Origin of the sequence: Planococcus wigleyi, assembly GCF_014836985.1 — a bacterium.
Taxonomy (GTDB): domain Bacteria; phylum Bacillota; class Bacilli; order Bacillales_A; family Planococcaceae; genus Planococcus; species Planococcus notacanthi.
This window is the reverse complement of sequence record NZ_JACSPU010000004.1, coordinates 152198-164297: the sequence shown is the minus strand read 5'-3', so window position 1 is coordinate 164297 and position 12100 is coordinate 152198. Positions and strand designations below refer to the sequence as shown.

Below are 12100 nucleotides of genomic sequence, written 5' to 3'. Positions count from 1 at the left end.
ATCAGATGGAACTACCACGGGGGAAAAGTTATATTCGAATTGACCAGGTCAGCCAAGAAGATATAGATAAGTTGATTGCCAGGGTTAACAGCTGTTCGTGGCGGCAAACGTTTCATATCCAACCCGTTTCTGGGCTTCTCAATGATCCCAACGGTTTCTGTTTTTATCATGGTGAATATCACTTGTATTATCAATGGCATCCGTTAGGGCCTTTTCATGGCTTGAAATATTGGTATCATACCAAATCAATAGACCTCGTAAACTGGACGAATGTCGGAATTGCGATTAAGCCTGATGAATATTTTGACAGCCATGGCGCATATTCAGGAAGTGCCGTTGAGCATAACGGAAACTTATATTTGTTGTACACAGGCAATACACGAGATGAGAATCTTGAAAGGCATCCTTATCTGTGTATAGCCTTAATGGATGATGACGGGAATATCATTAAATCGAAAAAATCAGTTCTTGATAAAGTCCCAGCGGGGTATACAGAGCATTTCCGTGATCCGAAATTATGGAAAGAAGACGACAAGTTTTATGCGGTAATAGGCGCGCAAAGAACCGATAAAACAGGCTGTGTCTGTTTATTAAGTTCATCTGATTTGCTGGAATGGAATTTTGAAGGAGAGCTGGCCACAAACTTGGACCACTTCGGTTTTATGTGGGAATGCCCGGATTATTTTGAAATGGAAAATAAGGGTATCCTGGTTTTCTCTCCGCAGGGACTTGATTCTATTGGGGATCTGTACCAAAACATATACCAGGCGGGTTATGTGCTGGGTGAAAAGGTTGATCTGAAACGGCGGGTATTGACTCACGGAAGTTTTATTGAACTTGACCGCGGTTTTGATTTTTATGCTCCGCATACAATGAAGGATCCGAGCGGCAGACGTCTTATGGTCGCTTGGATGGGGTTGCCGGAAATCGAATACCCCAGCGATATCAATGGATGGGCCAACTGCTTGACCATCATGAGAGAATTATCGCTTCGCGACGGAAAACTGATACAAAAACCGGTTTCTGAACTTCAGTCACTCCGGAAAAATAAAGTCGAAGCAGAAGATGAAATTACAGATGAAAAGAAAATGTATGAGGGAATCTCAGGGGTCACTTATGAGCTTATTTGTGAGTTTGAACAAAGAGACGCCCTGGAATATTGCATAGAATTCCGTGCTGGTGCTGAAGAAAAAACGGTGATTAAATATGATGCAGCCCAGGGCAAAATTATAATGGACCGTACACTATCGGGCAAAGTGATTGGAAGCAAGTATGGAACAGTAAGGAAGTGCCAAATTGTGGGAGATGTTCGCAGGTTTCATTTGTTTGTTGATTCTTCATCGGTAGAAATTTTCGTGGACGATGGAGAAGAAGCGTTTACCGCCCGGATTTTCCCGGAAATTAGAAGCCAGGATATTCGGTTTTATGCAACTGGCGGTACTGCGGCGTTCAAAGCAGTGAAGTGGGATTATTAATAATTGAGAGTCTTCAGCGGATGATGTACTGAATTTGCATGAAAATGGAGAGCATGGCTTTTCATTTTATAGAATCTTTCCACAGATTTTCTTCTTGGAGCCACAGAAGTATATGCCAACTGGTTCCAAAAAAATTTAAGTGAAGATAGGGGAGCAAAATATGAAGAACCTAAAACCATTTTTAATGTTTCAAGGGGGTATTGCGGAAGAAGCTATGAATTACTACACATCCCTCATAGAGGATTCAGAAATTAAAAACATCACTCGATACGGAGCTGAAGGGCCGGGTGAAGAAGGAACAGTTATACAAGCTGTATTCTCGTTAAAGGGGCAAGAATTCATGTGCATTGACAGTCATGTTGACCACGATTTTACGTTTACCCCGTCTTTTTCCATCTATCTTACGTGTGATACCGAAGAGGAAATTGACAGCTTATACAATAAAATGATGGAGAATGGCAAAGCACTTATGCCTATAAACAACTATGGATTCAGCAAAAAGTTCGGATGGCTGGTTGACCAGTTCGGCGTATCTTGGCAGTTGAATTTGCCGGAATAATCTGGTTGTAAATGGAGTATGAAACATCTTGTTAGCGAGCGCTAATCTAGCAATAAAGATTAGCGCTCTTTTTCGGATAATAAGAATTTTAATTAAGTAATTTGAGGAAGGTGTATTATTGAGAAACATCATAACTCTTTAAACGAAACAAAAATAACAGCCGGTTTTACACCATCACAGAAGTCGCGGCGCTACAGGAGTCTATGACGGTCAGAAAAAGCAGTGACATAACTTTTGAGAATGCTGTTCAAGAAGCTGCTACGAGCTTAAAAAACTGAATCTGCCATAACGCCAGAAAACGGCGTCACAAGACCACCGCGGCGTCATAACAACATTGCGAAAGCCGTTATCTTCAGGAAATTGGAAGGTCTTGAAGAAGAGAACCGAAGTTTGAACGAAGAGATGCGAAAACGGGACTCTTTGTTAGTTGGAGGCCTTGGAAGAAATGAAGCATAAGTTGGATCGAAAAGAAGAGCATCAGCAGCCGGCCGCACCAGTACCGTCCATGCAGGAGGAAGAAAGCCCAGCTGAGCCAGTAACGCCCAAAAAGACAATCGAAGTTTATGAGCGAGGATTTGGAATAAATAAAAACTGCTAATGTAGGTGAAGTGAATGTAACTTAAGTGCAGTTAAGTTACATTCACATTCGCTAAGTGATGAATAAGGGCGGGGAAGAAATGAAAAGAGAAGACAGAAACTTCGCAGAGAGAGCTTTAAAAAAACTGCTTATTGGAAGTCAACTTGATGGTTTCCAATTTGGCATTGGTCCAGGGATAGTGCGTGTCTGTTTTTCCCATTACTCTGAGCCAGATCCAGACCAGTTATGGTTGAACATCGAAGTAAGGAAAATTGCGATTATTTCAAGTGATGAGCAATTAACCACGATTTCTAAAGAAACCTTAGAAGAACTCGACGATGAAGAGTCGTTTCAGCTGCTGTTGAGAAACCGGAGAGAAAAAGTGAAAGATATTTGGCTCGGAGAAGATTCGCCGCATTTATATATTTCGCTTGAGTCCGGAAAAGTATTGTATGTAAATGGACATGATGAAAACTATGAGTGTTGGCAAGTTGGAGATAATCATGGATATGGGGATGGTGACTGGTTGATTGTGGCTGTTCCAGGTAAAGAAATCGCCATATGGAATCCTGAAGAGTTTAAATAAGATCAGTTAGGAAGAGAAAGTGAATGTAACTTAATGTGAATTAAGTTACATTCAAAGATATTTAATACTTTAAAGCTAGAAGCCTAAAAGTGCAGTAAGTGAAAAAAGGGGGGAAATTATATGGAAAGTATTTTTCTTGTTATTGGTGTATACCTCGTCCCAATTTTGAGTATTATATTTTGCCTTAACCTTGTGACTATAATCAAAAAGGTGAAAAAGGACGAGCAAACAACGGTTAATACAATTTGGCTCACAACATCGTTTGTATTAATTACATGGAGTATCGCTATTATGGCTTCTGTAGGAGTCTAATAAAATAGCTAGAAGTGAATGTAACTTATTAGCAATTAAGTTACATTCGGAACCTGTAAAATAAAAGAGTTGCTGATTTCAAAAAATCAGCAACTCTTTTGGATGCATGCTCATTTTTATAGCTGGAATAGATAAAACGAAAAGAAGATTAGAAATATAGCCAGGACTGTAAGAATTCTGCTCGTTCTTTTACTGATCTCTTTGTCCAAAAATGAAAGTTTTACAAAAAAAGCACTTAAAATATAAGCTGAAACACCTGCTAAAATAGCGCCTATTAACGTGTGGAATTCATAAATATATTCATCAATGGAAATGACAAGAATAATGGAGAAAGCAACAGAAAAGCCAGTTAAGTGGTACTTCAAGTTATATTCTTTCTCGGCATTCAAATTCATTTCGCCCCTTAGTTCAACAAGTTTATAATTACTATACTAATTAAATTCCAGTAAAGTTTCATTTTTTTAAAAAAGAGGAATTTATTAAAAGGTTTTTGATGCTTTTGAATGTAACTTAATACTAATTATGTTACATCCAAAACCCTTATTCCATAAACTTTATCAGAAAACCTGACGTAACTCATTTCAGTAGAAATGATGATACATTCAAAAGGTTTTAAAAATCGAATTTTAAAAGGATAAAGGTTTAACTATCATAAATTTTATCGGAAGTAATCAGCTGTATCTCATATAATATAACTAAAACAAAAAGAGACAGTCCCAAAAGGTCATGAAAATTATGACTCTTAGGGACAGTCTCTTCCTTTTTTTATCCAACGCTCCACTTTATATCAATTCCCTATTTCTGTTATAGGAGCGCTTCAGAGAAACGAAATTTATGAAAAACATCATGAATCCTGCCTATGTTGAGAATCCTAAAACTCCAAGCCATTCGCTGATACTGGCTGGCGCCCCACTTATGATCGGATATACTAAAATGAATATAGCAGTAAATCCGGCAGATTTCATCACAACTACTTTTAATTCTTTTTTATATTCCTGTTTAGTTGCAATATTTGTAAATTCGATGCCCGATGTGATATACCTTCCTAAAATGTAAATCACGAATAGACCAATATGCAAAAAAAGAACTGTTTTAGTATCAAGGTTAATGAATCTGCTGCAAACGAATGTGACAATAAGGGATGAGAAAAGCAGGATTGCCCCTTCTGAGAAAAAATGCAATATTTTTTTCTCTTTGTATTCATCATCTGGCAGTAAGAAAGATATTCACGATTTCATCATTACTCGACCTCCCAAAATAATTCGTCTAAGGTTTTCCCCAATTCTTTTGCGATGGTCATACAAAGATGGAGACTGGGATTATATTCTCCTTTTTCAATCAATCCGATTGTTTGCCTTGTTGCTCCGACTTTTTTAGCCAACTGCTCCTGAGTGATTGACAATTCCATCCGAGTTATTTTCACTTTATTTTTCATCGATCCACCTGCTTTTTGCAATATATATCTAACATATGAAATTTATATATTACATCAGATGTGGAAAATGTCAACTTCTTATAACCTTCTTATTTTATCGAAGATGGAAATTGAGTGAAGAACAGTTAACATATGAGGGATTATCGATAGTTTTTCTCAACTTCCTGTGCAAAATATAGCTTCAAATTCATGCAAGTTCTCTCTTAAACTGACAGATTATGAAATATCATCGCTCCAAAAATTGGCCGGTAAAGACTGCAACCACCATAATCGAATTAAAAAATGAATCATGGAGTCTTAAACGAAGGTTTTTTCTGTTATGGTGGCACATTTTATTTGTATACATCTAACGCTTAATTATCGTAAATAATGGAATGCTAATACGATCCATATTTTCGAACCTAAGCTTTTATTCGTTTTATATATAACTTATCAAGCTGGAGGACAAAATTCGGCTTCGTCTCGATTCCTGCAACGGGGAAGAGAAAATAAAAAAAGAGTAGCCGCAACTATTCCTTTCTAAAATGACTATTAAAATAATTGCCCCGACTCCAGTATAAGCAACGGGTCCTCTAGATATTATTCTCAGGAGTTATGTTGGATTCTCTAGTACTGAAAAATAGGCATGTGAAATATGTGGATTTTTTACTTAAACAAATTATTCAACTCAACTGTACCAGGTTTAACTGTCCGGCTATCAAGCTGATTGGATGTAGGAGTTCAGTTTTTTCTGTATTGATGTATAGTTGGTTGTAAATAAAATATAAGTGTTTTCCTTAGTGATGATAACTAATCTATCGGTTGTGCCATATGGTGTTCCAAGTCTTATTGCCTGTTTTTCTTTACCGCCATAAGTGTCATCCGTGGTAACTGCTAAAATATCAGCTATTGGAATTGTGACCTTTGTTAATAGCCATCTAATCACAACATCAGAATTAACTTTTTTTACAAATATCTCAAACAAAATATCCCTCCATTCAGTAATTAACTTATTTTAACATATTCTGATAATTTAAACTCTTGATTCATTCATTTAACTCTAAAACATCTTACTCCAGTAGATGAAGGGTGGAGAAGTGCTGCTCAATAATAAGATCCATGAAAAGAATCATCTGTAACTCAAAACGTTATTAAATTATTGGAAATCCTGGATTATCCCAAAAGTATAACCAGCCAAGCGAAACAACTGGTACAGCATGTCACCGATATACACGAATGGAAGGAGTGAAGCAAGGTCTAAATAATTCGGATTTCAGCTAGGGCGATTGAAAAAGCAAAATCAATATGAAAAATCAAAACGGAAATTATTAAATCTATGCAGTAAAAAAGTGGGGTCTTCTGTGAATAAAAAAAGATGGGTAAATATTTTTTGGGTGTTGTTGGTAATATACATGGTTTATTCTGTGTCTATTAGTAATGAGCCCTTATGGGTTAGAGTTCTTGGATTAGTCATTGTTATGATGTGGGGGGCGCTAACGCCAATTATTGGTAAGAAAAGAGAAAAAAATGAGATATAATTAGACTATAGTTAGGAGGAATTGAATTGAAAAAACATGGCATGATGTTAGGTGTTTCAGCAGTCTTATTATTGTCTGGATGCGGAAGTACAGAAGAACCGGAAACCGAAAGTCCTCAGAGCGAAGTTCGAGAAACACAAACTTCATCAGAAAAAGTTACTGCTGCAGACGATGAGTCAGAGGATGAAGTTACTTTGGAATCGCCTTACAAAGAAATTAAACAACACTTTGATCAATGGGAACTTCCAGAGGGAGGAGAAGAAGGAGAATTTGTTAATAGCATAACTTATGAAAATGGCTATACGTTTGATAAGGATACGAAGGCCATGATGGCTCGCAGCTGGGGAGAAAATGGAGAAGAACCTGAAGCGACTGAAGAGCAAGAGGTCGGCATTATAATGGGGCATCTTCTTGACGCTGCCGAAATTCCATCACCTGAGAATCGGACAAAAGGAAATGCTTCAGGCCAGACTGAACCTATAGTGCAAAAACTGCAAGAAGTGAAAGAGCTGAATGACTTTGAGCCATTAGAAGAATGGATTCTCAAAACGGAAGAAATCTATAAAGGCTATGATGATCTTGAAGATGAAGAAAGAGCGGTTGTTTACACGAAAGGCTACGAAGAGCTTCAAAAAATGGCCGATTTAATTAGTAAAGATGGAAAGGAACAGGGCAGTTGAGGAAAATTATTTTTGCAGCACCTTTTGTCATTCTTGTTTCTTTGGCGACTGTCATCGCTTGGGTGAACCTTGCTGCGGTAGAAGAGGGAATCCCAGAAGATTATTCCAAAGAAGACACAGAGGAGTTTAATGGGGAAGAATACATAGAAACAGCGTGGATTCATTGGAACTTCGGAGGCGGTTTCGCTGACGAAAATTATGAAAAGAATCTCACCTTTATTGCGCTTAGGGCGATTGACGCTAAACAAATGGAAGCGCTGGGATTGAGTAGTGAAATAGCAGAACTTCGAAAAATATCAGGACTGATAGACGGAGAATTAGGAATGTTATCAGAGAAAGAAAAAGAAGCTTACTTTACTGTGTTTGAAGAGAAACTAGATGCGGTATACGAGTCAATAAACTAACAAAAAGGGAACCTTAGTTGGCTCCCTTTTTGTTAGTTTCCACGTCATTTGGTTAGATTTCCGAATCTCGGCTTCATTAGCAGATAAATGGATGTATCAAAGGTTTCAAAGTTGTTTGATCAAGCTAAAGCTTTAATATTATTATAGCTGTTTTTAGTATAAACATATCCTTCTAGAATCAATCTAGCGGTGCGAACGACTTTTATATTCCCAATGTGGCCAGCAATTAAATCTACTTTCGTTTCAATGATTCCTGAAGGATGGCCTAGGCGCAACACGGTATTTTCGACTTGGATAACATCATTTAAAATGGTATCTGTTAAAAACGCTCCTGCTGTTGTGCAAATAGCGCCAGTGATTGCTAATGCCTGATGAGGTTTTTGCATGGACATCATTCGAATTCGGCAATCCATATCATCTGCTTTCCTTTCAACATGGTTAATATCCAGATAATTTTCTGGAGGTGCGATAATTGTGAGTTTAGGAACAGCAGGTGATTTCACAGTAGCTTCTTCTTTGGTTGAAAATAAACAAATTTCAGCTGCAGCTGAACGGATTTCTTCTAATTCTGCCAGTTTTTCAACTGTAAATTCATGTGGCAGTTCAGATCCCGTCAAGCCTACATCTTGTGCTTTCACAAATACCAAAGGATTGGCGACGTCAATGATGGATACTTCAAGAAGTCCTTTCTTCGTTTCCAACAAATCAATCGGATTTCCACTTGGGAACAGTTTTCCAGTAACAGCGCCTTGTGCATCTGTAAAGGATAAATAGATGGGTGAACCAGTCCCTGGAACACCAGGAATCGAGCACTGTCCGTCTGACTTTACTTGTCCATTCTCCACTTCGACTTCAGCGATGATTACCTTCTGTGTATTCGTATTAAAGATTCTTACGACAGTCACTGGTTCCACTGCTGCAACCAGCCCTTGCTCTATGGCATACGGACCAACCGCGGAAGAGATGTTCCCGCAATTTCCCTTAAAATCGACCAACTGATTTTCGATACTCACTTGTGCAAAGGTATATTCCACGTCGATTTCTTTCATCTCCGACTTCTTAATGATTGCAGCTTTGCTCGTTAAGGAGTTTCCTCCTCCAAGACCATCAATTTGCCGTTGGTCAGGGCTTCCCATAATATCCAATAAGAAATTGTCCCAAAGCTTACGGTCCTCCGGCATTTCACTATAATTGATGAATATTCCTTTACTAGTTCCGCCGCGCATGACGGCAATCGGTACTTTCATAGGATGAACCACCTTTCTGAAAATTCTATTGCTTCTAAAAATAGAATATGGTAATTTAGATCATAAGTGAAATAGATATTTTAATGAGTATCCTATAAAAATAACTTATAACACAAAGGGGTGATTGAAATGGATGAAAAAGATTGGGAAGCCATGCAAGTTTTATATGAGGAAAAAAATATCAGCCGAGCTTCAGAACGTCTCTATATTTCTCAACCTGCTTTAACGTACCGCTTAAAAAACTTGGAGAAAGAAGTAGGGACAAAACTTTTCTTTAAAACGAAAAAAGGGATCGAACTGACATCTGAGGGAATCTATTTAGCGCACTATGCTGAAGAAATGACGACAAAACTTCAAAATACGAAAGATTACCTTCAAAACATGCAGCAGGATATCCGGGGAACAATCCGTTTAGGCGTTTCAAGTAATTTCGCTCAATACAAATTGCCTCCATTATTGAAGGAATTTTTGACTATTTATCCCAATGTCCAGTTTAGTGTTAACACCGGATGGAGTGCAGATGTAATGGGGTTGCTTAATTCTTCGGGCGTCCATCTGGGAATTTTACGTGGTGATTACAATTGGACGGGATCGAAAACATTGTTACAGACAGAGCAATTATTTTTAATCTCCAAAAAAGAAGTGGATATGGAGAAAGTGCCGGAACTGCCTTTCATCAATTACAAAACGGATAGTTCATTAAAAGACATCATCAGCAAGTGGTGGCATAACCGTTATATCGAACCACCGATGGTCACTATGGAAACAGACAGACAAGAAACCTGCAAAGAAATGGTTAAAAATGATTTAGGAATCGCTATTTTGCCGGAAATTTGCCTTCGACCTTCCGATGAACTTTACAAATACCCTCTGTATTACGAGAACGGAGAACCGGTCACGCGGGACACCTGGTTAATGTACAATCAAGAATTCCTAAAACTATCAACTGTTCAAAAATTCACAAACTTTCTTGATACCCACCCCTCCTTTTAAAAAGTTTGTTGATTTTACAATTAGAGATTAGATTATAAGTTTTTTTGTTCATTTCTAATAAGATTTATCTATTTTACTTATTTGATTAGATGAAATATTCTTATAACTAATTCGAAAAGCAAACGGCCAAGGGTATTATGCTTTGGAATAATTGTAAGCGAATACATTAAAAGGGGGAATTACTATTCTTACATTTTTAGGAGTATCGATGGTTGTTATATTTACGTATCTAATTATGGCGAAAAAAATGTCGCCAGTTGCGGCATTAGTAGTGGTTCCGATATTCTTTGCACTGACAGGTGGATTTTGGTCAGGGCTAGGGGATATGATGATGGAAGGATTGAAACAGGTTGCTCCTTCCGCGGCTTTATTGTTATTTGCGATTTTGTTCTTCGGCATTTTAATCGATGCCGGCTTGTTTGATCCACTGATCAACAAGGTCATGAAAATTGTTAAAGGGGATCCAGTAAAGATTGCAGTAGGGACAGCCGTAATTGCGATGATTGCTTCTTTGGACGGCGATGGGACGACTACCCATATGATTACCATCTCAGCGATGTTAGCGCTATATCTGCGCTTAGGCATGAATCCCTTGGTTTTAGCGACAATTTCTATATTATCTGTAAGTATCGTTAGCGGCATGACACCCTGGGGAGGGCCGGCAACACGGGCCATCGCATCGCTTGGTTTGGATGCCAACGAATTCTTCATACCCATACTTCCTACGATGTTAGGAGGGATGCTCAGTATTTTAGGAGTAGCTTATCTCATGGGCAAAAAAGAACGTGCCCGTCTTGGCATCATAAATGTGGAAAAGGTTCCAGTCTCTTCAGAAAGCATGCTTCAGGTAGCTGCTACTCATGCTGTGGAAAACGATTTGAAAAGGCCGAAACTAATCTGGCTCAACTTGATATTGGCCGTTACAATTATGACAATATTGATCATGGGCTTATTGCCAGCGCCAATCAGTTTCCTAATCGGTTTTGTCATAGCAGCAACCATTAATTACCCTAATTTAAGTCTTCAAAAAGAACGAATTCTTGCCCATTCTGGAAATGCCATTACTGTCGTAGTTCTGGTTTTTGCAGCCGGCATATTCTCCGGCATTTTTTCCGGAACCGAGATGGTTGATGCCATTTCAAATTCTTTGATTTCCATCATCCCAGCTTCAGTTGGTTCGTACTATCCGCTGATAGTAGCAATTACCAGTATGCCATTTACATTTGCACTTTCGAATGATGCCTATTATTTCGGCGTATTGCCGATCTTGGCAGAGGCAGGAGCCGCATACGGTGTCAGTCCGCTGGAAATTGCCCGGGCCTCCGTACTCGGTCAGCCAATCCACTTCTTGAGCCCGCTTGTGGCATCCACGCTATTGGTTGCAGGAATGGTTCAAAAAGATATTGGTGAACTTCAAAAATTTGCATTTAAATGGGCTTTTATCTGCTGCATCGCTATCATTGCAGTGGCATTTATCACCGGAGCAATCTAAAAAAAGGATCCAGCCATTCATGGCTGGATCCTTTTTTTACTTTTTACTCTTCTTTGTCGCTGTCTATAATAATTTGGGTAATCAGCTTCGCCAGTTTCATGACTGTGTGGAGTCGCGTATCGTTCAAAAATTGGGAGCTGGGAAATGGGTCGAGGTAGTTGACAATCCCTTGGAAATGATAATCTCCTACTTCCGGAAGCATTTTCTTAAGGGCTTTTCCGGGAACTAGAGGGCCTTCCTTGAACAGGACATCTCCGACTTGTTCTTTCGTTCCAAGACTGGCGTCAATGCTAATCAAGATTGGATTTTCGTTTTTCTTGTGAATGTCTTTTAAAGCAAGTTTTAAATTAAACGCATGAACCGGTTCCTCTAATGTGCCATGCACAGGACGGGAAATCCCGTTTTCCAGCATCATGCTGCCGATTAATGGGCCGAGAGAATCGCCGATATAACGGTCAGAACCGATACACAAAAAAACTACCTCGCGCTGTTGCTGTTTCGCTTTTGAAAAGATTTCCTTCAATTTTGATTTCAACAGAGTCATTTCTTCTCCATGGGTCTGTTCATTAAAGTGTAAAGGTGCATTTATGGGCACTTGTAAATGTGAGTTTTTATATTTCCGAAAAGTATGCATAAACTCATACCACCCTCGATTAGATTTGCCGGACTGACTATGACTTCATTATAGCTTTAGAACTGTTTGGATGTGTAGAAAATTGCTTTGTTTTTCAAAAGAGGTTTTAAAAGATAAGTAAATGCTATTAAAAAAACAAATTAAGATATAATTATTTTATGATTAAACATAGATATTTTCGATTTTATT

Annotated in this window: 12 protein-coding genes; 8 read left to right on the top strand and 4 right to left on the bottom strand. The window is 38.5% G+C overall.

The features are described 5' to 3' along the window. Positions 1–5 precede the first annotated feature (5 nt). The 4 genes from H9630_RS12215 (at position 6) to H9630_RS12200 (ending at position 3197) form a co-directional block, all read left to right on the top strand. Complete coding sequence (locus H9630_RS12215) at positions 6–1475, top strand: sucrose-6-phosphate hydrolase (protein ID WP_191715766.1); 1470 nt, start codon at positions 6–8, stop codon at positions 1473–1475. A gap of 160 nt (positions 1476–1635) precedes the next feature. Then, positions 1636–2034 carry a VOC family protein gene (locus tag H9630_RS12210; protein WP_191715765.1) on the top strand — a complete coding sequence of 133 codons (399 nt, stop codon included), beginning with the start codon at positions 1636–1638 and terminating at the stop codon, positions 2032–2034. A 445-nt stretch (positions 2035–2479) separates the two neighbouring features. Continuing rightward, positions 2480–2632, top strand: a complete 153-nt coding sequence (locus tag H9630_RS12205) for a hypothetical protein (RefSeq protein WP_191715764.1) — start codon at positions 2480–2482, stop codon at positions 2630–2632. A 79-nt stretch (positions 2633–2711) separates the two neighbouring features. Beyond that, positions 2712–3197: a hypothetical protein gene (locus tag H9630_RS12200; RefSeq protein WP_191715763.1), complete on the top strand. Its 486-nt coding sequence runs from the start codon at positions 2712–2714 to the stop codon at positions 3195–3197. 1552 nt (positions 3198–4749) lie between these two features. Here the strand turns inward: H9630_RS12200 and H9630_RS12195 are convergent. Together H9630_RS12195 and H9630_RS12190 are read right to left on the bottom strand one after the other, a co-directional pair. After that, positions 4750–4944, bottom strand: coding sequence for a helix-turn-helix transcriptional regulator (locus tag H9630_RS12195; protein ID WP_191715762.1), 195 nt, complete (start codon positions 4942–4944; stop codon positions 4750–4752). Between the two features lie 697 nt (positions 4945–5641). Then, entirely contained in the window at positions 5642–5908 is a 267-nt protein-coding gene (locus H9630_RS12190; RefSeq protein ID WP_191715761.1) for a SunI/YnzG family protein, read from the bottom strand. Between the two features lie 579 nt (positions 5909–6487). On the opposite strand from H9630_RS12190, the gene H9630_RS12185 reads away from it, so the two are divergent. Both H9630_RS12185 and H9630_RS12180 read left to right on the top strand, forming a co-directional pair. Then, positions 6488–7141, top strand: coding sequence for a hypothetical protein (locus H9630_RS12185; protein WP_191715760.1), 654 nt, complete (start codon positions 6488–6490; stop codon positions 7139–7141). Beyond that, on the top strand, positions 7138–7545 hold the full coding sequence (locus H9630_RS12180) for a hypothetical protein (protein ID WP_191715759.1): 408 nt from the start codon (positions 7138–7140) through the stop codon (positions 7543–7545). The genes H9630_RS12185 and H9630_RS12180 overlap by 4 nt, the downstream gene beginning before the upstream one ends. Before the next feature lie 119 nt (positions 7546–7664). On the opposite strand, the gene H9630_RS12175 is transcribed toward H9630_RS12180, so the two are convergent. After that, entirely contained in the window at positions 7665–8792 is a 1128-nt protein-coding gene (locus H9630_RS12175; protein ID WP_191715758.1) for a 2-methylaconitate cis-trans isomerase PrpF family protein, read from the bottom strand. Between the two features lie 129 nt (positions 8793–8921). Between H9630_RS12175 and H9630_RS12170 the strand changes: the two genes are divergently transcribed. Beyond that, positions 8922–9785, top strand: a complete 864-nt coding sequence (locus H9630_RS12170) for a LysR family transcriptional regulator (RefSeq protein ID WP_191715757.1) — start codon at positions 8922–8924, stop codon at positions 9783–9785. A 184-nt stretch (positions 9786–9969) separates the two neighbouring features. Further along, positions 9970–11277 (top strand): CitMHS family transporter, encoded by a 1308-nt coding sequence (locus H9630_RS12165; protein ID WP_191716051.1) that lies wholly within the window; start codon positions 9970–9972, stop codon positions 11275–11277. Between the two features lie 43 nt (positions 11278–11320). Here the strand turns inward: H9630_RS12165 and yyaC are convergent, their stop codons facing one another. Next, positions 11321–11821, bottom strand: coding sequence for a spore protease YyaC (gene yyaC, locus H9630_RS12160; RefSeq protein WP_191715756.1), 501 nt, complete (start codon positions 11819–11821; stop codon positions 11321–11323). Between the last annotated feature and the right edge of the window lie 279 nt (positions 11822–12100).

Excerpts from the sequence above, each read along its gene's own strand:
- H9630_RS12200 (WP_191715763.1), top strand. The coding sequence starts at position 2,712 with ATGAAAAGAGAAGACAGAAACTTCGCAGAGAGAGCTTTAAAAAAACTG.
- H9630_RS12195 (WP_191715762.1), bottom strand. The coding sequence starts at position 4,944 with ATGAAAAATAAAGTGAAAATAACTCGGATGGAATTGTCAATCACTCAG.
- H9630_RS12215 (WP_191715766.1), top strand. The coding sequence starts at position 6 with ATGGAACTACCACGGGGGAAAAGTTATATTCGAATTGACCAGGTCAGC.
- H9630_RS12170 (WP_191715757.1), top strand. The coding sequence starts at position 8,922 with ATGGATGAAAAAGATTGGGAAGCCATGCAAGTTTTATATGAGGAAAAA.
- H9630_RS12210 (WP_191715765.1), top strand. The coding sequence starts at position 1,636 with ATGAAGAACCTAAAACCATTTTTAATGTTTCAAGGGGGTATTGCGGAA.
- H9630_RS12205 (WP_191715764.1), top strand. The coding sequence starts at position 2,480 with ATGAAGCATAAGTTGGATCGAAAAGAAGAGCATCAGCAGCCGGCCGCA.
- yyaC (WP_191715756.1), bottom strand. The coding sequence starts at position 11,821 with ATGACTCTGTTGAAATCAAAATTGAAGGAAATCTTTTCAAAAGCGAAA.
- H9630_RS12175 (WP_191715758.1), bottom strand. The coding sequence starts at position 8,792 with ATGAAAGTACCGATTGCCGTCATGCGCGGCGGAACTAGTAAAGGAATA.